We start from the raw sequence: 21636 nt of genomic DNA on the forward strand, positions 1-21636 counted from the left end.
GATGCTGTTGCAGCATCCCAGCCGGTGCAGCCTGAGACAGAGAAACTGCTGTCATTTATGAATGAGTACTATAAAAAGCTCAGGGCAGGTGACGAGAAGGGCTTAAAAGGCATGGTGGAAGACCCGAAAGATCTGGTTTCCAGCCGGGTAGTAAAGAAGCTACATAAGTATGTGGAGTCATATGAGAACCTCTCATTCCACACTGAAAAAGGCGCGGATGAACAATCGTTTATCGTTTATGCTGCTTACAGTACAAAGATCCGGGGGATCAAAACACCTGCACCAGGCATGAGCCAATATTATATTGTAAAAAAGGGCCAGTCTTATCTGCTCTATAACAATGAGAAACATTATACGGCGCAGATGAAAAATGCTCTGAATGCCGGTCTGGCAACAGAAAAAGTAAAACAGCTGATCAAAGAGACCAACGATGCCTTTGAGAAAGCGCTCAAATCTGATAAAAAACTGAAGAAGTTTTTTGATAAAGGCAAGTCATGATGAAGTTCTATATTTTTATTTTACAGAAGAACAGGGATACACTGTATGTCCAGGCTATGGAAGAATATTTGAAACGTCTGGGGAAATATTGTACAATAGAAGTCAAGTATGTAAAAAAAGAGAAACAATTGGGAAGAATCTTTGATAAGGAAGGAAAGCATTTTCTGGTCACAAGTTCTGAAAACAGTTTGGAGAGCACTGCATTTGCAGAAGAAATCAGCCGTTGGATGCTAGACGGCTGTTCTAATATCTTTTTTTATATTGGCGGATTCAGCCGGAAGCATCATGTTTCAGAGTTTTCCGTATCTTCTTTTGATATGGCACCTGAATTATGCGCTGCTGTTCTTTTGGAGCAGATTTACCGGGGATACCGAATCATGAACTGCCAGCCTTATCACAAATAAATAAAGGAGTTTACAATGGAATTTAAGACACCGAAATTAGAAGATAAAAAAATGTTTGATGCATATTTTGACAAAATCAATTACCGGAGTGCCGATTTTTCGGCCGCGACACTGATCCTGTGGAAAGATCATTATCACATGACATATGCCATAACAGAGGATATGCTGATCATCCGGTCAAAAGACGGAGAAGGGTGCACGTTCAGCTATCCGATCGGAGGCGGGGATGAGAAGAAAGCCGTGGAGGCCGTCATGGAATACTGCAGGGAAGAAGGAATCCCATTTGCCATGCATGGTATCCTGAAGGAAACAGAAGAAAAGATGAAAGAGATGTTCGGGGATATTTTTACAGTGGAATATGACCGGGATCTTTTTGATTATATTTACGAACGGGAATCTCTGGCAACGCTGAGGGGCAAGAAGCTTCACGGCAAAAGAAATCATATCAACAGGTTTAAGGAAAATCACGACTGGTCTTACGAATCTTTAAATGATGAAAATGCCCTGGAAGCCCTGACCATGCTCATGGAATGGAAGATGGCAAACGAGGCTACCAAAGCAGAAGACGCCGACAAGCATGAAGAGATCTGTGCTGCCAAGAATGCTCTGATGTATTATAAAGACCTTGACTTAAAGGGCGGGGTGCTGAGAAGTGACGGAAAGATTATTGCGTTTGCCATAGGGGAGGGAACAACAGAAGATACCTTTGTTGTTCATTTTGAGAAGGCGTTCGGAGAGATACAGGGAGCCTACCCGATGATCAATCAGCAGTTTATTCTGCACGAAGCCATGGATTATCAGTTTATCAACAGAGAGGAAGATTTGGGGGAAGAAGGACTCCGGAAGGCAAAACTTTCTTACCGTCCTTCGGAACTGCTGGAAAAAGGCCTGCTAAAATATAAGTAATTCATTGACACTATTGGTCTATAAATGTAGAATTATTATAATATAACGATTAGGAGGTACTTTCTATGAAACATTTAATCGATCCGATGGATTTGTCTGTGGATGACGTCGACAGGCTTTTGAATCTTGCGGATGATATTTCTTCCATGCCGGAGAAGTACAGGGAAGTATGCAGATATAAGAAGCTGGCAACACTATTTTTTGAACCAAGTACCAGGACAAGGCTCAGTTTTGAAGCGGCTATGCTGGAGTTAGGAGGCAGTGTACTTGGCTTTTCTTCTGCTAATTCTTCCTCAGCAGCAAAAGGAGAAAGTATCGCCGACACAGCGCGGACTGTGGCCTGCTACGCAGATATCATCGCTATGCGCCATCCGAAGGAGGGAGCTCCGTATGTCGCTTCCAGACATGTGGACATCCCGATCATCAATGCAGGGGACGGAGGACACAACCATCCGACCCAGACACTCACCGACCTTCTGACCATAAGGAGGGAAAAAGGAAGACTTAAAAATCTGACCATCGGATTCTGCGGGGACTTGAAGTTCGGGCGCACCGTGCACTCTCTGATCAAAGCCCTTTCAAGGTATGAGGATATCAGTTTCATCATGATCTCTCCGGAGGAGCTTCAGATACCGGAATATCTGAAAAAAGACGTATTTGAAAAGAAGAATATTCCGTTCCGTGAAGTCAGGAAGATGGAAGAAGTCATGCCGGAACTGGATATCATATATATGACCAGAGTTCAGAGAGAACGATTTTTTAACGAGGCCGATTATGTCCGATTAAAGGACAGCTACATTCTGGACCCTGAGAAGTTAAAGAAGGCAAAAGAAGACCTGTCCATCCTGCACCCGCTGCCGAGAGTCAATGAGATTTCTGTCAAAGTGGACGAGGACCCGAGAGCCTGCTATTTCAGACAGGCACTGAACGGCAAACACGTGAGGATGGCACTGATCATGGATTTATTGGGGGTTACGGCATGAACATAGACAGTATAAAGAACGGAATCGTTTTAGACCATATCACAGCCGGAAAAGGCATGGATATTTACTATCAGCTGGGACTTGACAAACTGGACTGCAGTATCGCGATCATTCAGAATGCCAAGAGCAATAAACTTGGCAAGAAAGACATCATCAAGATTTCCAATAACTTTGATATCGATCTGGATGTGCTGGGATATGTAGACCCCAATGCCACCGTATGCATCATTGAGGACGGAAAGCTGAAATCTAAACATAAGGTCGGGCTTCCGGAGGTCATCACCAACATTGCAAGATGCAAAAATCCGAGGTGCATTACTTCCACAGAGCAGGAGATCGATCATACATTCAAACTTGTGGACAGAGAAAATAAGGTTTACAGATGCATTTACTGTGAATCAAAGTTAAAAAATAATTAATCTGGAGTGGCTGCCAATGGAGCAAAACAGTAAAACAAAAATAAACCGTGTAAAAAAAGATATCAGCAATCCCAAGAGTTTTACGGCTCCCGATGAACTCCGTCAGCAGCTGATGGAGACGATGAAGAGCCTGTACAGCGATGAAGATATAGAGATGGTGAGCAGGGCCTACGATATGGCTTTTGAAGCCCATAAGGACCAGAAGAGGAAGTCCGGGGAACCCTATATTATTCATCCTATTTGTGTCGCCATTATCCTGGCCGAACTGGAACTGGACCGGGAGACGATCATTGCCGGTTTGCTGCACGATGTGGTGGAAGACACAGACGTGACATATGAAGACGTAGTCCGGGAGTTTGGGGTGGAGGTTGCCCAGCTTGTGGACGGTGTCACGAAGTTGGGCCAGTTAAGTTATTCCAAGGACAAGATCGAAGTACAGGCGGAGAATTTACGGAAGATGTTCCTTGCCATGGCCAAGGACATCAGGGTCATACTGATCAAACTGGCAGACCGTCTGCACAACATGCGCACCATGCAGTTTATGAAGCCTGAAAAGCAGAAGGAAAAGTCCAGAGAGACTATGGACATCTATGCGCCTATCGCCCACAGGCTTGGTATTTCCAAGATCAAGGTGGAACTGGACGATTTGTCTTTGAGATATCTGAAGCCGGATGTCTACAAGGAACTGGAACATTCCCTGGACTCCCAGAAGGTACGCAGGGAAGCTTACATCAAAGAGATCGTCGATGAAGTCAGCGGTCATATTGAGCGGAGCGGCATCAAGGCGGAGATCGACGGGCGGGTGAAGCATTTTTTCAGCATTTATAAGAAAATGGTGAATCAGAATAAGACTCTGGATCAGATTTACGATCTGTTTGCGGTGCGGATCAAAGTGGATACGGTCAAGGACTGTTATGCGGCTCTGGGAGTAATTCATGAGATGTATAAGCCTATTCCCGGGAGATTCAAGGACTATATCGCCATGCCAAAACAGAATATGTACCAGTCGCTCCATACGACGCTGATCGGGCCGGAAGGACATCCTTTTGAAATCCAGATCCGGACATTTGAGATGCACAGGATCGCTGAATACGGTATTGCCGCCCATTGGAAGTACAAAGAAAAAAGCAGCAGCGTGGGCGTCAACAAAGAAGAGGAAAAGCTGAGTTGGCTTCGGGAGATCCTCGAGTGGCAGCAGGACATGGACGATAATAAAGAGTTTTTGTCTCTCCTCAAGACGAATCTGGACCTGTTTGCGGAGCAGGTTTACTGTTTTACCCCAAACGGGGATGTAAAGAGTCTTGCCAACGGCTCCACACCGATTGATTTTGCTTACAGTATTCACAGTGCGGTAGGAAATACGATGGTAGGAGCCAGGGTCAACGGCAGGCAGGTGCCGTTTGAATACCATCTCCAGAACGGAGACCGGGTGGAGGTGATTACCTCACAGAACTCCAAGGGCCCCAGCAGGGACTGGTTAAATATCGTGAAATCCACCCAGGCTAAGAGCAAGATCAATCAATGGTTTAAGACTCAGTTTAAAGAAGAAAATATTGTCAAAGGCAAGGAGATGCTTGAGAAGTACTGCAGGGGCAAGAGAATTGAACTGTCAAGCTACTTAAAGCCGGAATACATTAAAAAAGTACAGCTCAAATATGGATTTAAAGACTGGGAGTCTGTGTGCGCAGCCGTGGGACACGGCGGACTGAAAGAGGGCCAGGTTGTCAATAAGCTGGCGGAGGAGTTCAATAAAGAGCAGAAACAGAAGATTACAGATGAACAGGTTTTGGAGGCGGCAGAACATGTCAGGGAACGGCGTCCGGAAGAGAAACAGAAGGGCGGAATCGTTGTCAAAGGGGTGGACGACGTGGCAGTGCGGTTTTCCAAATGCTGCAATCCGGTTCCCGGAGATGAGATCGTCGGATTCGTCACAAGGGGACGGGGAGTATCCATTCACAGGACAGACTGTGTAAACTTATTAAGCATGTCAGAGACCGACCGCTCCCGCCTGATCGAGGCAGAATGGCAGGAAGGATCTGAGGGCTCCGGACAGACCTATACCACGGAAATTTCGATTTATGCAAACAACCGGAAGGGAATGCTTGCAGATGTATCCAAAGTGTTTTTGGAGCTGGACATCGACATTCTGACGATGAATGTTTCAAATTCCAAAAAAGGAAGGGCTACCCTCAGCATGTCCTTTGACATCAACGGAGTTGCCCAGTTAAATCAAGTGATCGCAAGGATACGCAATATTGAAGGTGTGGTAGACATAGAGAGAAAGGTAGGATAGTTTTTCAGACATGAACGAAAATATTATTTTGATCGGAGCAGGTCTTGGACAGATGCAGACAAACTGTTATATCGCCGGCAACCGCCAGACGAAAGAAGCGCTTGTATTTGATCCGGGAGACGAAGGATACCGGGTGATGGAAATGCTTGAAAAAGAGGGGCTTGAGCTCACGGCAGTCCTTCTGACACACGGACATTTTGACCACGTGATGGCTCTTCCTTATCTGCAGGAGCAAAAGCCGGGGCTGCCGGTTTATCTGCATGAGGATGAGGAAGATGTACTGAGAGAGCCCTCCCTGAATCTGACTTCTATGTTTGGGGAGCCTGTTTCTATGGATGCTGATCATCTCGTAAAAGATGGCCAGATTTTGGATCTTTTAGACACGGAGATACACTGTATTCATGTGCCAGGACATACAAAAGGCGGAGTCTGCTATTATTTCAAAGAACAGGGGTGGCTGATTGCGGGAGATACTCTGTTTCGCCAGAGCATCGGGCGGACAGATTTTCCTACCGGAGATACAGATGCACTGCTGTCAGGCATCCGGGAAAAACTATTCGTTCTGCCGGATGAGACGGAAGTGTATCCGGGACATATGAACAGCACGACCATTGGACTTGAAAAACGGACGAATCCGTTTCTTATGCAGCCATGATCGGACTGATTCAGAACGAAACCCTGTATGAATACGATATCAGAAGCCTGATTCTGGCATTCTGCATTGGAGAAAAGATAGAATTGTCTTCGGAAGGAGATGACAATTCTATCTATGATTTTATATGCAGGGTCTTCTGCGATGAGGAGGAAACACTTCTGGAACTGAGGACCGGGGAATCTGTCATTTCCGAGAAAGTCAGAGGAGACTTCAGGGACAAGAGGAACTTCAAAAACAGCCTGAAGGCGGCTCTGTACCGTCTGCTGTCCTGTTATTTTCAAAAAGAACTGCCCTGGGGAACATTAAACGGCATCCGTCCCACAAAGCTTGTGTTTGAGGACTGCCTGCGGGGGAAATCCAGGGCAGATATGCAAGCGAAACTGTGCCGGGATTATCTGGTCAGCGAAGAAAAGGCAGATCTTTGTGTATCTGTGGGAATAAAAGAGACAGAACTGCTGAAAAATATCACCTATGAAAGCGGATACAGTCTGTATGTGGGGATTCCGTTTTGTCCAAGCACATGCCTGTACTGTTCTTTTACGTCGTATCCGATTTCGGCATACAGGGAGTATGCAGATCATTACCTAGACGCCCTGATCCGGGAGATCCACTATATAGGAGAGCAGTACAGGGACAGGGAGATGATCAGCCTGTATGTGGGAGGGGGAACACCTACTACCCTTTCTCCAGAGCAGCTTGAGCGTCTGTTTGGAGAGCTTAAACGATGCTTTGATTTTGGCAGGGTCCGTGAGATTACGGTGGAGGCCGGAAGACCCGACAGCATCACCGCGGAAAAACTTTCCGTACTCTCGGAAAACGGAGTTACAAGGATCAGTATCAATCCCCAGACGATGAACAATGATACACTGAGAAAGATTGGGAGAAACCATACGGCGGAGGATGTGGCTGACAGCTTTCATGCTGCCAGAAAAGCAGGATTTGACAACATTAACATGGACACGATCTGCGGACTTCCTGGAGAAGGAATCCGGGAACTTGAGACAACCTTTAAGGCTCTTGGGGAACTGGAGCCTGACAGCATCACGGTCCACGCGCTGGCGATCAAGAGAAGCGCTCCCCTGAATCAAATGAGGGATCAGTTTTCTTGCGGTGCCGATGACGAAATGATCCGGTTTGCACAGCGGGCATGCTTTGATCTGGGAATGGAACCTTATTACATGTACCGGCAGAAAAATATTCCCGGAAATTTTGAAAATACAGGCTTTTCTTTGGAAGAAAAAGAATGCCTTTATAATATACTGATTATGGAGGAACTGCATGATATTATTGCAGCAGGTGCCGGCGCTTCATCTAAGATTGTCGGCGGCAGAAGAAACATCCAGAGGGTGGAAAACCTGAAGGATGTCAGACAGTATACGGAACGGATCGAAGAAATGATTTTACGGAAAGATAAATTACTAAAAAGTATGTGTTAGGTGGTGTTATGATATGCCGATGAAATATGAATCCCGGGATGTAGAGACTCCGATTCAGGTCAGTCTGGACGATTCCATCGAACATGGGATCGTTGTGAGCAACCTCGCATATAACGTGGGAAAAGAATTAGGACTGGATGAGGCAGTCTGCTATGATCTGGCAGTGGCGGGCCTGCTGCATGACATCGGAAAAGTCCGGCTGAATTTTTACATGAATGAAAAGGAAGAACAGATTCTTGCAGTAGATGAGACACGCTACCTGCGCATGCATTCTACGATCGGCCATTCGATTCTGGTCGAACACGGCTATGATAATATTGTGCTGGATGCGGTTTTGTACCATCATGAACATTATGACGGCACAGGATATCCGAGCAATCTAAAGAGAGATGAGATCCCGCTGGTGGGCAGGATCATGCATGTCTGCGATATTTTTGGGGCCCTGATCGCCAACCGGGATTACCGGGAGGGATTCTCTGTAGAAACCGCTCTGGAAGTCATGATCGAGGAAGTAAAGAATTTTGACATGAAAGTGTTTCTCGCATTTCAGCGGGTTGCATTTTCGAAAGAAATGCTTAGAATATTAGAAAAGAGTAATCTGCACGATACAGATACAATAAAAGGAGGAACTGCGAATGATAACACAAGCACCGAGAGGGACGAAGGACTGGTTCGGGGAGGAGATGCAGAAACGGACATATCTGGAGAATGTGTTCAAAGACCTGTGTGAGACATATAATATTCATGAAATCATTACCCCTGTTTTTGAGCATACCGTACTGTTTCAGCGAAGCGTGGGAGAGACAACGGATGTGGTCCAGAAAGAGATGTATACTTTTGAAGATAAAGGAAACCGGAGCATCACCTTAAAACCGGAGGGAACTGCGGGTGCCATCCGCGCTTATCTGGAACACGGAATGCAGAACGAACCACAGCCGGTAAAGATGTTTTATATTACCCCGGCTTTCCGATATGAAAAACCACAGAGCGGAAGACTCAGACAGCACCACCAGTTCGGGATTGAGTTTGTAGGGGCAGAAAGTCCTCTGGCAGAAGTGGAACTGATCACACTGGTAACAACGTTTATCAATAAGATTGGGCTCAGTGATGCGAAACTTCACATCAACAGCATCGGATGTTCAAACTGCAGAAAAGATTACAACGAAGCTCTTCTTGCATATCTTCACAGACATGAGGACAAACTTTGTCCAACCTGCCGGGAGAGGATGGAGAAGAATCCTCTGAGAGTCATCGACTGCAAGGTCCCTTCCTGCAAAGAGATTATCAAGGATGCACCGAGAACGATCGACTATCTGGACGAAGAGTGCAGAGAACATTTTGAAGAGCTGAAAAGCCTCCTGGACAGCCTGAATATCCCTTATGAAGTGGACACAGGGATTGTCCGCGGGCTCGATTATTATACAAAGACCGTGTTTGAGTTTGTAAACGGAGAAGGGTTTACTCTGTGCGGCGGAGGAAGATATGACAACTTAGTCCATGAGATCGACGGGAAAGCGTCTATGCCTTCGGTGGGATTCGGCATGGGAGTAGAGCGTATCTTATTTTTCCTCGAAGAGGAGGGAGCAGAACTTCCGGCGGGAAGACCACTGAACCTCTATGTGGGAATTCTCGGAAAAGAAGCTAAGGCAAGAGCCTATGAGATCGTTTCCGGTCTGCGCATGGAAGGATTTAAGGTGGAGACAGACTACCTTGGACGAGGAGTAAAGGCACAGATGAAATATGCAAATAAGCTCCGGGCACAAAACACGATCATTATTGGCGAGAATGAATTAAAAGAAAATAAAGGAAGACTGAAAAACATGGAATCCGGAGAAGAGATAGAAATCTCTTTGGACGATATAAAAAATGCATTATAAGGACAATCGTTTTATAGTGCACAGAGGCAAAAGCTTCTCTGATTATTTGAGATCAGAGAAGCTTTTTATTTTTGTGAGATTTCATGAAATTTATAAAAAATGGAATGTTCTGTGAAGCAGATGCAGACCTGTTTCAGCGAATAGGATCAATCAGAAAAATAATATAAATTTCAGCGTTTTGCACAAAAAATATAGAGTATCATGAGACTTGTTCATGCAAATGGGCTTGACAAACGATAAAATTGGTCCTACCATAAGGGGCAACAAGGGGATTGGTAGAACCAATTTATTTGGAGTGTAACTCGTCGTCCTGAACAGAAAGGAGATTCTGCTTGTGATGTTCATTAAATTTATTTTGGCTTTGCTTCCTATCCTTTGGCTGATGCTTGCCTTAAGCGGCCTTAAAATGCCCGGATACAAAGCCTGTCCTATTTCACTTGCGATCACACTAGTTCTTGCACTGCTTCTTTGGAAAATGCCGCTTGTCGATGCTCTTACCGGAACTTTGGAAGGAGCGGCCATGGGAATCTGGCCGATCTGTCTCGTCATCATCGCGGCCATTTTCACTTACAACCTGACGGTACATACAAAAAATATGGATTTAATTAAACGGATGCTGACCAGCGTATCCAGAGACAAACGGATTCTGATCCTGATCATTGCATGGGGATTTGGAGGATTCATGGAAGGGATGGCCGGCTTTGGAACGGCAGTTGCGATTCCGGCCAGTATCTTATGCGGACTTGGTATCAGTCCGATCTTCGCTGCAACGGTCTGTCTGGTTGCCAATGCAACGCCTACGGCGTTCGGTTCGATCGGTATTCCGACAATCACGGCGGCTTCCGTGAGCGGCCTGGATCCCAGAGGCGTGGCAGTTGCCGTAGTTATGCAGCTTGCAGTCCTGGTAGTCCTGACACCGTTTCTGATGATGATCATGACAGGGGGATCTGTCAAAGGACTGAAGGGGATCGGCATGATCACACTGCTCTCCGGACTGGGATTTATCATTCCGGAATACCTCACTGCAAAGTTTGTAGGCGCTGAACTCCCGGCGGTGATCGGCTCTGTATGCAGTATGGTCATTACAATCCTGGCGGCAAAGCTTTTAAAGAAAAATGAAGACCCGGAATACATTTTGAAAGATCTTGATGACTCGGAGCATTCCGGCAGTGAGCCTCTTGGATTAAAAAAGGCAGTTCTTGCATGGCTTCCCTTTCTGCTGATCCTCCTGTTTCTCCTGATCACTTCCAGTCTCGTCCCTGCTGTCCACGATCCGCTGGCGAGCGTAAAGAGTTCGGTTCAGATCTATACAGGTGCCGGAGCCGTCCCGTATACCTTTACATGGCTGGCAACACCGGGTGTCCTGATCTTCCTGGCAGCGCTGATCGGAGGAAAAGCACAGGGGGCATCCTGGAAAGAAATCGGAATGGTATTGAAAGACACCCTGATACAGATGTTCAAGACAGTGCTTACGATCGTATCCGTTCTGGCAACAGCAAAAGTCATGGGATACAGCGGGATGATCAGTGACATTGCAGCACTGATAGTGGCGGTCACCGGCTCTTTTTATCCATTGGTGGCACCGCTGATCGGTTCGATCGGAACCTTCGTGACAGGAAGTGCTACATCCTCAAGTGTCCTGTTCACCGGCCTGCAGGTCCAGACAGCCCATACACTTGGAATGAACGATGTCTGGCTGGCTGCGGCCAATACAGTAGGATCCACGGCGGGAAAGATCATCTCACCCCAGAGCATTGCCATTGCTGTGGCAGCCACGGGAACAGTGGGAAAAGAGAGCAGCATACTGAACGGGTCCATGAAATACTTCATTCTGTTTATCGTACTATACGGAGTGATCGCATTTTTGGGACTTAGATTTATTTAAGACATTCTACGGAGGTGACTTATGAAAACGATAAACCTTCCCTATGGAAAAGGGAAATTAACGATTGAGATCCCGGAGGAACGGCTGGCGGGAATCCTCTTATCAAAAGCTCATGACTATCAGGCCAAAATGGAGGAAGAAGAACTGGTAAAAGATGCCCTGCTGCATCCGGTGGGAACACCGAGGCTTAAAGAGCTGGTCAGGGGAAAAGACAATATTGTGATGATTGCCAGCGACCATACCCGTCCGGTTCCGAGCAAGGTGATCATGCCGGCTGTTTTGGAGGAGATCAAGCAGGGAAATCCCGGCGCAAAGGTGACAGTTTTAATCGCCACAGGGTTTCACCGCCCTACCACAAGGGAAGAACTGATCTCAAAGTTCGGAGAAGAAACAGTGGATCACCCGGACATCAGATTTGTAGTGCATGAAAGCGGAAAACAGGAAGATATGGTAAGTCTGGGGAAACTTCCGTCCGGAGGGGAACTTCTGATCAATAAAATCGCCTGGGAAGCCGATCTTCTGATCTCGGAAGGATTCATTGAACCTCACTTTTTTGCAGGTTTTTCCGGAGGAAGAAAGAGCGTGCTGCCGGGAGTCTCCAGCAGAACAACAGTACTGGCAAACCACTGCTCGGAGTTTATTGATGATCCCCATGCCAGAACTGGAATTCTTGAAGGAAACCCTATTCACAGGGATATGATCTACGCGGCCGGAAAGGCAAAACTTGCTTTTATCATAAACGTTGTGCTGGATGAAGATAAAAAGGTGATTGAGGCATTCGCAGGACACTATGAAAAAGCTCATGAAAAGGGATGCCGGTTCGTGGATCAGCTTTCAGGAGTGGACGCAGTACCTTCCGATATTGTCATATCCACCAATGGGGGATACCCTCTGGATCAGAATATTTATCAGTCAGTCAAGGGCATGACGGCGGCGGAAGCCACCTGCCGGCCGGGCGGAGTGATTATTATGGCTGCAAGCTGTATTGACGGACATGGTGGTAAGGAGTTGTATGATACTTTTGCAAAAGAAAAAGATAAGGAAAAGATCATGCAGAGATTCCTGGCTACAGACAGGAACTCTACTGTGCCTGATCAATGGGAGTCCCAGATCTTATGCCGTATCCTGTTAAAGTATAAAGTTATCCTGGTGACACAGGCTCCGAAGGATATGGTAGAGGAGATGCAGATGGACTATGCTGACAGCGTAGAAGATGCGATCCGCATGGCCGATGAATATTTGGGCAGAGAAAACAGTAAGATCACTGTAATACCGGACGGCGTAGCAGTGATTGTAAGAAATAGAAATTGAGATTTTTTAGAGGAGGAGAAGATGAGCGAATATGAATATGGCAGAGTGACACAGGAGATCATTGACCGTCTGAATGAGATTGCACCCAGACGTGTCTATACGGGAGACGAGATCAATGATGATTTTACCCATGACGAAATGTCAATCTACGGAAAGGCAAAACCCGAAGCGGTAGTAGAACCACTGACGACAGAAGAAGCTGCAGCGGTAATGAAGCTTTGTAATGAACACAAAATTCCTGTGACGCCAAGCGGGGCCAGAACCGGGCTGGTGGGAGGAGCTGTCAGCATCCATGGAGGAATCATACTGTCCATCACAAAGATGAACAAGATCCTCGGCTATGATAAAGAAAATTTTGTCGTGACCATACAGCCCGGAGTTCTGTTAAATGACCTGGCGGAAGATGCAGAAAAACAGGGGCTTTTGTATCCGCCGGACCCGGGAGAAAAATTTGCGACCGTAGGCGGAAATGTAGCAACCAATGCCGGCGGCATGAGGGCAGTAAAATACGGTACGACGAGAGATTATGTCAGGGCGATGACCGTCGTTCTTCCCACAGGTGAGATTGTCAAATTGGGGGCGACAGTTTCTAAAACCAGTTCCGGATACAGCCTGCTGAATCTGATGATCGGATCGGAAGGAACATTGGGAGTCATCACAGAGCTGACGCTGAAATTGATTCCTCAGCCCAAAGCGGTCATCAGCCTGATCATTCCTTATGAAACTTTGGAAGACTGTATTGCAACAGTGCCTCAGTTTTTCATGAACCATCTGCATCCGCAGGCTCTGGAGTTCATGGAAAAAGATGTCGTCATGGATACGGAGAAATTTCTGGGAAAGAAGGTTTATCCAAAAGAAATGGAAGGCGTGGAAGTCGGTGCGTATCTGCTGGCTACCTTTGACGGAGATTCGGAAGAACAGCTGGAAGATATCATAGAGGCAGCCTCTGAGGTTGTCTTGGAGGCGGGAGCCATTGATGTTCTGGTAGCCGATACACCGGCACTGAAACGTGACGCGTGGGCTGTGAGAAGCGCTCTTTTAGAGGCCATTGAGGCGGATACTGTACTTTTGGATGAATGTGATGTGGTAGTGCCCACAAATAAAATCGCAGAGTTCCTGACCTACACAAAATCACTGGAAGCGGAAGCAGATTTCCGGGTAAAAAGTTTTGGTCATGCCGGGGACGGAAACCTGCATATTTATACATGCAGCAATGACATGCAGGAGGAGGAATTCAGAAAGCAAGTATCAGTATTTATGAAAAAAGTATACGAAAAAGCCACGGAATTCGGAGGACTGATCTCCGGAGAACACGGCATCGGACACGGAAAGCTCGACTATCTGGCAGAATCTGTGGGACCGGTCAGCATGCGTATCATGGAAGGCGTAAAAACTGTTTTTGATCCGAACATGATCCTGAATCCGGGCAAAGTCTGTTACAAGCTGTAAGGAAAATACAAACCATTGATCAATTTAAAAGGAGAAATCAATTATGGCATATTTAATTTCAGAAGAAGCAAACGATTTACTGCAGGACGTGCGGGAGTTTTGTGAGAATGAAGTCAAAGAACAGTGTAAAGAATTTGACCGTTCAGGAGAATGGCCGAAGGAGATCTATGATAAAGCGATTGAGATGCAGCTTCATTCTCTTGAGGTTCCGGAAGAATACGGCGGACCCGGACTTTCCAGAGTGGATGTGGCTGCGCTGATCGAGGAGATGGCTATCGCGGACGCAGGATTTGCCACCACGATTTCTGCCAGCGGGCTGGGAACAAAACCGGTTTTAATCGCAGGGAACGAAGAACAAAAAAAGCATGTCTGTGATCAGATCATCGAGGGCGGATTCGGAGCATTCTGCCTTACTGAGCCGGGAGCAGGTTCCGATGCAGGAGCAGGTACAACAACTGCAGTGAAAGACGGAGACGAATACATACTGAACGGAAGAAAATGCTTTATCACAAACGGCGGGATCGCTTCCTTCTACTGTATTACGGCTATGACCGATAAAAGCAAAGGTGTAAAAGGCATCTCCATGTTCCTTGTAGATGCAGGAACACCGGGACTGAGCACTGGCAATGAAGAAGATAAGATGGGAATTCGTACATCGAATACCTGCGATGTGGTTTTGGAAGACTGCCGGATTCCGGCCAAAAACCTGATCGGAGCGGAAGGAAAAGGTTTTGGCATTGCTATGAAGACTCTTGACCAGGCCAGGGCATGGATGGGATGTGTCGCAGCAGGAATCGCACAGAGAGGCATCAATGAGGCTATTGCCTACGGAAAAGAAAGAATCCAGTTTGGAAAACCGATCATCAAAAATCAGGCACTGCAGTTTAAGATTGCGGATATGGCGATCAAGACAGAGACAGCCCGCCAGATGGTTGCCCATGCACTGACAAGGATGGATCTTGGACTTTCTCATTCTAAGGAAGCAGCTATTGCAAAATGCTACGCCAGTGATATTGCCATGGAAGTGGCATCAGAAGCCATTCAGATGTTCGGCGGATACGGATACAGCAGAGAATATCCGGTAGAAAAACTTCTCCGTGACGCGAAGATCTTTCAGATTTTCGAGGGAAGCAATGAAATCCAGAGAATCGTCATTGCGAACAATACCATCGGCAGATAAGAAATTGACCCGACAAAGGAGTGAAGATTATGGAAATTTTAGTATGTGTGAAACAGGTGCCGGATGATTCTGTGGAAGTACATTTGACAGCAGAAGGGAAGCCGGATCTTGCAAACATCACACCTGTAGTCAATGCGTTTGACACCTATGCGCTGGAGATGGCTGCACGCCTGAAGGAAGCCGGGGAAGGGGAGATCACCGTCCTGTGCATCGGCGGTGAGGAAGCCAGAAATTCATTAAAAAACTGTCTCGCAGTAGGAGCAGACCATGCATATTTGGTACGGGATGACCGGTTTGACGGTTCGGATTCCAGGGGAATCAGCCATATCCTGATGTGTGCCGCCAAAAAGATTGAGGAAGACACCGGAAAGAAGTTTGATCTGATCTTCTGCGGGAAAGAGGCTACCGACGCTGCCCTGGGACAGGTGGGAGCAGAACTCTCCGAACTGCTGGGCACCGGTGTTATCACCAACGTGATCGGGGTCGAATTCGAAGAAGGACAGGTGTGCGCCAAACAGGAGACGGAAGAAGGCTACCGTCTTATCGAGACAGCGTCTCCGTGTGTTCTGACTGTTACAAAACCGGATTATGACCCGAGATATCCGACGATTAAAAATAAGATGGCAGCCCGGAAAAAGCCGATCGGTACGATCAAGGCAGAAGATCTGTCTATGCTGGAACTCGAAAAAACAGGGGAGGACGGGGCCTTTGTAAAAACTCTTAAACTCTATGAACCGCCGAAAAAAGAGGCCGGAATCAAGATCCAGGAAGAGACAGCGCAGGATTCAGCATTTAAAGCAGTTGCCATGATGGCGGATGCGAAAGTATTCTAAGGAGGAGTTTGCAATGAATATGACAGAATATAAGGATATCGTGGTTTATATTGAGACTGCGGACAAAAGTCCGGTAAAGGTCGGTTTGGAAATGCTCTCTCCTGCCAGAAAAATCGCTGAAAACACGGGCGGGAAGGTCAGAGCAGTTCTGATCGGAGACGGAATTCGGACAGCCGCCCAAAAAGCTGCCGAATCCGGTGCCGATGAAGTGATCTTAATTGAAGACCCTCAATATGAAAGCTTTCATCTGGACTATTTTACCAACGTAATGGAATCAGTAATCAAAGAAGAGAAGCCTATTGCAGTGCTGGTAGGAGGAACTCAGGACGGCAAGGATCTTGCTCCAAGACTGGCTGCCAGATTAAAGACTGGATGTGTTTCTGACGTCATGGATCTAAGGACAGAAGATGGAAAAACAGTCTATACCTGCCCGCTTTATGGAGGAACGGTACTTCAGGATGTGGTAATGGAAACATCCGTGCCGCAGATTGCGGTGCTGCGTTCCGGCGCCTTTAAAAAAACAGAAGAAGCCGGAAAAGGAACGATCACAGAGAAAAAAGTCCCGGTTACGGATGAAAAAGTTCGGCTGGATATAAAAGATGCAGTCAAAGAAATTTCTGAGGCTGTCAATTTGGAAGAGGCAGAAGTCATTGTCTCCGGCGGACGGGGAATGGGCAGCAAGGATAACTTTGCCCTGGTCAAAGAACTGGCTGATCTGCTCGGCGGAGTGGTTGGGGCCACAAGGCCGGCCATCGAAGACGGATGGATCTCCAGGGTACACCAGGTAGGGCAGTCAGGAAAAATCGTAGCGCCGAAGCTTTATATCGCGTGCGGTATTTCCGGCGCGACACAGCATGTCTCCGGAATCATGAATTCCGATTATATAGTAGCTATCAACAAAGATGAAGATGCGCCTATTTTTGAAGTGGCCAACATCGGCATCGTAGGAAATGCAGTAAACGTGCTTCCGGTTATGATCGAAGAGATCAGGAAGAAAAAGGAAGCAGAATAAATCAGCGTGTTTCTATGCTTAATGCATATTGACCATCTTAATGCACCTTCTGTTTCGGAGTTATCCGGGACAGAAGGTAATCCTCTTTTATGAAAAAAACGGCGAAAAAGCTGGAAATAATAGAAATTCCCTTGATTTGATGAAACCTGGACGGTATAATTCTCTCCAAACGGTTTTAAAGAAAGAGGGATAGAGATGCAGCAGACAAAAGCTTACGAAAAAGTGATTGAACATATTAAGAAACAGATCATCAATCATGATTTGACGATCGGTGAAAAATTACCTCCCGAGAGGGAAATCTCGGAACAGCTGGGCGTCAGCAGAAATTCTGTGCGTGAGGCGATCCACATGCTGGAGATGATGGGGTTTATATCCAGCCAGCAGGGAGCGGGAAATTATGTTTCCTGTAATTTTGAAAAAAACCTTGTAGAATCAATGTCCATGATGTTCATTCTGCACAAACTTGACTATGGCTCCATCACACAGCTGCGTTTCGCGCTGGAGATGCAGGCCTTTGTGCTTGCCGTGGACAACATCAGCAAAGAGGAGATTCAGAAGATTGGTGAGTATATACTGAATCTGGACCGGGGCAAAACTGAGGAAGAATGCGTAATCTGGGATAAAAAGATTCATTATGCGATAGCAAAGGCTTCCCACAATGTCCTGATTATAGATATTTTACAGGCATTATCCGATGTGCTGGATACTTATATCACAGATATGCGGAGAGAGATCTTCAAGGATGACAACAAGGAAAAGCTGCAGCAGGCACATAAAGAAATTGCAAAATGTATGATTGAAAAAGACCTGGAAGGCGGAAGAAAAGCAATCGAGGATCACTTTGACATCATCAACAGCACGCTGGAGCGCATGAAAACGAGATAAACTTGTGCATTATGACGAAAAAGTCATAAGATTTAAAAAAAAGCTGGACGGATAATACAAAAGAAGTTATAATAAAGATAAATTGGTAGGGCCAATATAGAGAACAGGGAACCTGGAAATGATGTTTCATTTCCAATTATTTTTCAGACGATTGGTAGGACCAATCGTGAAAGCAGGAGGAAAAGCAGATATGAATATTTTAGTTTGTATCAAACAGGTGCCGGAGTCCAATAAGGTAGAGGTTGATCCAAAAACGGGAGTCCTGAAAAGAAACGGGGCAGCGTCCAAAATGAATCCCTATGATCTCTACGCGTTGGAGACAGCCATGCGGTTAAAGGAAGAACTGGGAGGGGAGGTCAGTGTGATCACAATGGGACCTCCTCAGGCGGCTCAGGTGATAAGGGAAGCCTATGCGATGGGAGCTGATCACGGAACTTTGATTTCCGACCGGAGATTCGGGGGAGCCGATGTGCTGGCCACAAGCTATACCCTGGCTCAGGGGATTAAAAAGATGGGAGATTTTGACCTGATTCTGTGCGGGAAACAGACCACAGACGGTGATACAGCCCAGGTTGGACCGGAGATCTCCGAATGGCTTGGTATCCCGAGTGTATCAAATGTAAGAAAAATTACCGAGGCAGACGGACAAAATATTACAGTTGAGATGGATATGCCGGACGACATTGAGATCACAAGGATTGCCTATCCCTGTCTTCTGGCAGTGGATAAAGACATTTTCCAGCCAAGACTTCCTTCTTACGTGAGAAAAACCGAGAAAGCAGATACGGAAATCACTATGCTCAGCCTGGATGACATGGACGACAGAGATGAGACTCATTACGGACTGAATGGTTCACCCACACAGGTTCAGAAGATTTTCCCTCCGGAAACGAACCACCATAGGGAACTCTGGAACGAGGAAGGCAGTATCCTTTCAGAAAAACTCTTTCAAAAAGTGAAAGAACTGAAATTTGTATAGGAGGAATTACATATGGCAAAGTTAGAAATCAATCAGGAAAAAATAACAGATCTCAGTGAACTGATGAAAATTTGTCCGTTTGGGGCAATGGAAGAAAAAGACGGAAAACTGGAGATCAATTCGGCCTGTAAGATGTGCAGACTGTGTGTAAAGAAGGGACCGGAAGGAGCCGTCACTTATGTGGAAGACCAGAAGGCAGAGGAGATTGATAAATCCTTATGGAATGGAATCGTAGTATATGTTGACCATGTGGACGGCAAAATACATCCGGTGACTTATGAACTGATCGGAAAGGCAAAAGAACTGGCCAGAAAGATTTCTCATCCTGTGTACGCATTGTTCATTGGAAGCGATATTAAAGAAGAGAGCAGAGAACTGCTGCATTATGGAGTCGATCAGGTATTTCTGTATGATGACCCGGAGCTGAGCCGTTTTAAAATAGAACCGTATACGGCAGTCTTTGAAGACTTTATACAAAAACAACATCCATCCGCTGTCTTAGTAGGTGCAACAACGGTCGGAAGACAGCTGGCCCCAAGAGTAGCAGCCAGAATGAAAACCGGGCTTACAGCGGACTGTACGATCCTTGAGATGAATGAAAATACAGACCTGTCCCAGATACGGCCTGCCTTCGGCGGAAATATTATGGCACATATCACAACACCCAATCACCGTCCCCAGATGGCAACCGTCCGCTATAAAGTGATGAATGCTCCGGAACGGATGGAGGAAGAACAGGGTGAAATTGTAGAATGTTCCATTGAAAAGGGCAAACTCAAGACAAATGTTGAAGTTCTTGATATTGTGCTGAAAGAAAAGGAAAAGTTCATAGAATCTGCCGATGTACTTGTGGTTGCGGGACGCGGTGTTAAAAAAGAAGAGGATCTTTTGATGCTGGAAGAATTGGCAGACCTTCTTGGCGGGCAGGTGGCATGTACAAGGCCTGTGGCAGAGAACGGCTGGCTGGACGCAAAACGGCAGGTAGGCTTAAGCGGCCGTACCGTCCGGCCGAAACTGATCATCACCTGCGGGGTATCCGGCGCTATTCAGTTTGTTGCCGGCATGGATCATTCAGACCAGATCATTGCCATTAATAAGGATGAGAAAGCCTCTATTTTCAAGGTAGCTCATTACGGTCTGGTGGGAGATTTATATGAGGTCATTCCTCAGTTCATTGAAAAGATTAAAGAGAGTCAGGGGGCATAGCTATGGGATATAAAAGATTAGATGAAAAAGATCTTAGATACATAAAGCAGGTAATCGGTGATGACGAACGTATTTTATACGGAGAAAATATAAATGAAGAATACAGCCATGATGAGCTGAGCGGTACCCAGAGCTATCCTGACGTCGTAGTGAAGGCAGCAAATGCAGAAGAGATTTCAAAGATCATGTCCTATGCATATGAACACACGATTCCGGTCACTCCAAGGGGAGCGGGCACAGGGCTTGTGGGATCTTCTGTGGCAATGGAACACGGGATTATGATGGATACCAGCCTGATGAATCAGATCCTTGAACTGGACGAAGAAAATCTGACGGTAACCGTGGAGCCTGGAGTACTCCTGATGGAGCTGTCAGCATTTGTGGAGGACCATGACTTTTTCTATCCGCCGGACCCGGGTGAGAAATCTGCAACGATAGGAGGAAATATCAGTACAAACGCCGGTGGAATGCGGGCAGTAAAATATGGAGTTACGAGAGATTATGTCCGGGGACTGGAAGTGGTTCTGCCCAACGGAAAGATTGTAGAATTCGGAGGGAAAATCGTAAAGAACAGTTCCGGTTATGCGATGAAGGATCTGATGGTAGGGTCTGAGGGAACACTGGGAATTATCACGAAAGCAGTTCTTAAACTGCTTCCGCTTCCGAAAAAAGCGATCAGTCTTCTGATACCGTTTAAAAATCTCAACTCGGCGATACAGACGGTGCCGGAAATCATCAAGTCCAAAGCGATTCCTACCGCAATCGAATTCATGCAGAGAGAGGTTATTGAAGATGCTGAAGAATATCTGGGCAAAAAGTTCCCGGACCATCAGGCAGACGCATACCTTCTTCTGAAATTCGACGGAAATTCGGCCGAGGAGATCGAGGCGGATTACGATAAAGTCGCAAAACTCTGTTTGAGTCAGGGCGCGCTGGATGTGCTGATCTCTGATACAGAAGAGCGGGACGAATCCATCTGGAAAGCCAGAGGTGCATTTCTGGAAGCGATCAAAGGATCTACCACCTATATGGATGAGGTGGATGTGGTCGTTCCAAGAAATAAGATCAGTGAGATGGTGGAGTATATGCACAATCTTCACAGCGAAGTGGATATCAGGATCAAGAGCTTTGGCCATGCGGGGGACGGAAATCTCCATGCTTATATTTTGAAGGACGATCTGACTGAGGAACAATGGCAGGAGCGGATGACACTGGCCATGGATAAAATATACCGGAAAGCGAATGAATTAAGCGGTCAGGTGTCCGGGGAACACGGCATAGGATATGCCAAGAAGCCATATCTTAATGAGTCTTTAGAAGAAGAAACAATGAATATCATGAGGGGGATCAAAGCAGCCTTCGACCCGAAAAATATTCTGAATCCTCACAAAGTATGCCAGGTATAAATTTCATATAGACTGTTTC

20 protein-coding genes are annotated in these 21636 nt (G+C 46.4%); all 20 read left to right on the top strand.

The genetic code is table 11. From position 1 onward, the window contains the following. A partial coding sequence (locus QVP35_RS11310) for a hypothetical protein (protein WP_288187882.1) occupies positions 1-498 on the top strand: 498 nt, incomplete at its 5' end. After that, entirely contained in the window at positions 495-902 is a 408-nt protein-coding gene (locus tag QVP35_RS11315) for a 23S rRNA (pseudouridine(1915)-N(3))-methyltransferase RlmH (RefSeq protein WP_006566817.1), read from the top strand. The genes QVP35_RS11310 and QVP35_RS11315, both read left to right, overlap by 4 nt. A gap of 15 nt (positions 903-917) precedes the next feature. Beyond that, positions 918-1808, top strand: a complete 891-nt coding sequence (locus QVP35_RS11320; protein WP_006566818.1) for a DUF2156 domain-containing protein — start codon at positions 918-920, stop codon at positions 1806-1808. A gap of 65 nt (positions 1809-1873) precedes the next feature. Next, positions 1874-2791, top strand: a complete 918-nt coding sequence (gene pyrB, locus QVP35_RS11325; RefSeq protein ID WP_006566819.1) for an aspartate carbamoyltransferase — start codon at positions 1874-1876, stop codon at positions 2789-2791. Then, positions 2788-3210 carry an aspartate carbamoyltransferase regulatory subunit gene (locus QVP35_RS11330; RefSeq protein ID WP_006566820.1) on the top strand — a complete coding sequence of 141 codons (423 nt, stop codon included), beginning with the start codon at positions 2788-2790 and terminating at the stop codon, positions 3208-3210. Before pyrB ends, QVP35_RS11330 begins: the two co-directional genes overlap by 4 nt. Before the next feature lie 16 nt (positions 3211-3226). Next, complete coding sequence (locus QVP35_RS11335; RefSeq protein WP_006566821.1) at positions 3227-5503, top strand: RelA/SpoT family protein; 2277 nt, start codon at positions 3227-3229, stop codon at positions 5501-5503. Between the two features lie 10 nt (positions 5504-5513). Then, entirely contained in the window at positions 5514-6158 is a 645-nt protein-coding gene (locus tag QVP35_RS11340; RefSeq protein ID WP_006566822.1) for an MBL fold metallo-hydrolase, read from the top strand. Next, positions 6155-7594: a coproporphyrinogen dehydrogenase HemZ gene (gene hemZ, locus QVP35_RS11345; protein ID WP_006566823.1), complete on the top strand. Its 1440-nt coding sequence runs from the start codon at positions 6155-6157 to the stop codon at positions 7592-7594. Before QVP35_RS11340 ends, hemZ begins: the two co-directional genes overlap by 4 nt. A 13-nt stretch (positions 7595-7607) precedes the next feature. Then, positions 7608-8324, top strand: a complete 717-nt coding sequence (locus tag QVP35_RS11350; RefSeq protein WP_006566824.1) for an HD-GYP domain-containing protein — start codon at positions 7608-7610, stop codon at positions 8322-8324. Continuing rightward, complete coding sequence (gene hisS / locus QVP35_RS11355) at positions 8230-9471, top strand: histidine--tRNA ligase (RefSeq protein WP_009289549.1); 1242 nt, start codon at positions 8230-8232, stop codon at positions 9469-9471. Before QVP35_RS11350 ends, hisS begins: the two co-directional genes overlap by 95 nt. Before the next feature lie 337 nt (positions 9472-9808). Then, on the top strand, positions 9809-11356 hold the full coding sequence (locus tag QVP35_RS11360; RefSeq protein ID WP_009289550.1) for an L-lactate permease: 1548 nt from the start codon (positions 9809-9811) through the stop codon (positions 11354-11356). Positions 11357-11377: 21 nt separating this feature from the next. Next, positions 11378-12667 carry a nickel-dependent lactate racemase gene (larA, locus tag QVP35_RS11365; protein WP_009289551.1) on the top strand — a complete coding sequence of 430 codons (1290 nt, stop codon included), beginning with the start codon at positions 11378-11380 and terminating at the stop codon, positions 12665-12667. Between the two features lie 21 nt (positions 12668-12688). Continuing rightward, positions 12689-14116 carry an FAD-binding oxidoreductase gene (locus QVP35_RS11370; RefSeq protein ID WP_009289552.1) on the top strand — a complete coding sequence of 476 codons (1428 nt, stop codon included), beginning with the start codon at positions 12689-12691 and terminating at the stop codon, positions 14114-14116. Between the two features lie 43 nt (positions 14117-14159). Continuing rightward, on the top strand, positions 14160-15296 hold the full coding sequence (locus QVP35_RS11375; protein ID WP_006566830.1) for an acyl-CoA dehydrogenase family protein: 1137 nt from the start codon (positions 14160-14162) through the stop codon (positions 15294-15296). A 29-nt stretch (positions 15297-15325) separates the two neighbouring features. After that, positions 15326-16129 carry an electron transfer flavoprotein subunit beta/FixA family protein gene (locus tag QVP35_RS11380; protein WP_006566831.1) on the top strand — a complete coding sequence of 268 codons (804 nt, stop codon included), beginning with the start codon at positions 15326-15328 and terminating at the stop codon, positions 16127-16129. 13 nt (positions 16130-16142) lie between these two features. Continuing rightward, complete coding sequence (locus QVP35_RS11385) at positions 16143-17141, top strand: electron transfer flavoprotein subunit alpha/FixB family protein (protein ID WP_009289553.1); 999 nt, start codon at positions 16143-16145, stop codon at positions 17139-17141. Between the two features lie 195 nt (positions 17142-17336). Next, a complete protein-coding gene (locus QVP35_RS11390) occupies positions 17337-18026 on the top strand; it encodes a FadR/GntR family transcriptional regulator (RefSeq protein WP_006566834.1) in 690 nt (229 codons plus the stop codon). Between the two features lie 190 nt (positions 18027-18216). Next, entirely contained in the window at positions 18217-19005 is a 789-nt protein-coding gene (locus tag QVP35_RS11395; protein ID WP_009289555.1) for an electron transfer flavoprotein subunit beta/FixA family protein, read from the top strand. 12 nt (positions 19006-19017) lie between these two features. Continuing rightward, positions 19018-20211, top strand: coding sequence for an electron transfer flavoprotein subunit alpha (locus QVP35_RS11400; RefSeq protein WP_009289556.1), 1194 nt, complete (start codon positions 19018-19020; stop codon positions 20209-20211). Between the two features lie 2 nt (positions 20212-20213). Next, positions 20214-21617 carry an FAD-binding oxidoreductase gene (locus QVP35_RS11405; protein ID WP_022261169.1) on the top strand — a complete coding sequence of 468 codons (1404 nt, stop codon included), beginning with the start codon at positions 20214-20216 and terminating at the stop codon, positions 21615-21617. Positions 21618-21636 lie beyond the last annotated feature (19 nt).

Source organism: Anaerostipes sp. CAG:276, from assembly GCF_000432215.1.
Lineage (GTDB): Bacteria > Bacillota > Clostridia > Lachnospirales > Lachnospiraceae > Anaerostipes > Anaerostipes caccae.

Coding starts and splice junctions, on each gene's coding strand:
- QVP35_RS11315 (WP_006566817.1), top strand. CDS start 495: ATGATGAAGTTCTATATTTTTATTTTACAGAAGAACAGGGATACACTG.
- QVP35_RS11320 (WP_006566818.1), top strand. CDS start 918: ATGGAATTTAAGACACCGAAATTAGAAGATAAAAAAATGTTTGATGCA.
- pyrB (WP_006566819.1), top strand. CDS start 1,874: ATGAAACATTTAATCGATCCGATGGATTTGTCTGTGGATGACGTCGAC.
- QVP35_RS11330 (WP_006566820.1), top strand. CDS start 2,788: ATGAACATAGACAGTATAAAGAACGGAATCGTTTTAGACCATATCACA.
- QVP35_RS11335 (WP_006566821.1), top strand. CDS start 3,227: ATGGAGCAAAACAGTAAAACAAAAATAAACCGTGTAAAAAAAGATATC.
- QVP35_RS11340 (WP_006566822.1), top strand. CDS start 5,514: ATGAACGAAAATATTATTTTGATCGGAGCAGGTCTTGGACAGATGCAG.
- hemZ (WP_006566823.1), top strand. CDS start 6,155: ATGATCGGACTGATTCAGAACGAAACCCTGTATGAATACGATATCAGA.
- QVP35_RS11350 (WP_006566824.1), top strand. CDS start 7,608: ATGCCGATGAAATATGAATCCCGGGATGTAGAGACTCCGATTCAGGTC.
- hisS (WP_009289549.1), top strand. CDS start 8,230: ATGATAACACAAGCACCGAGAGGGACGAAGGACTGGTTCGGGGAGGAG.
- QVP35_RS11360 (WP_009289550.1), top strand. CDS start 9,809: ATGTTCATTAAATTTATTTTGGCTTTGCTTCCTATCCTTTGGCTGATG.
- larA (WP_009289551.1), top strand. CDS start 11,378: ATGAAAACGATAAACCTTCCCTATGGAAAAGGGAAATTAACGATTGAG.
- QVP35_RS11370 (WP_009289552.1), top strand. CDS start 12,689: ATGAGCGAATATGAATATGGCAGAGTGACACAGGAGATCATTGACCGT.
- QVP35_RS11375 (WP_006566830.1), top strand. CDS start 14,160: ATGGCATATTTAATTTCAGAAGAAGCAAACGATTTACTGCAGGACGTG.
- QVP35_RS11380 (WP_006566831.1), top strand. CDS start 15,326: ATGGAAATTTTAGTATGTGTGAAACAGGTGCCGGATGATTCTGTGGAA.
- QVP35_RS11385 (WP_009289553.1), top strand. CDS start 16,143: ATGAATATGACAGAATATAAGGATATCGTGGTTTATATTGAGACTGCG.
- QVP35_RS11390 (WP_006566834.1), top strand. CDS start 17,337: ATGCAGCAGACAAAAGCTTACGAAAAAGTGATTGAACATATTAAGAAA.
- QVP35_RS11395 (WP_009289555.1), top strand. CDS start 18,217: ATGAATATTTTAGTTTGTATCAAACAGGTGCCGGAGTCCAATAAGGTA.
- QVP35_RS11400 (WP_009289556.1), top strand. CDS start 19,018: ATGGCAAAGTTAGAAATCAATCAGGAAAAAATAACAGATCTCAGTGAA.
- QVP35_RS11405 (WP_022261169.1), top strand. CDS start 20,214: ATGGGATATAAAAGATTAGATGAAAAAGATCTTAGATACATAAAGCAG.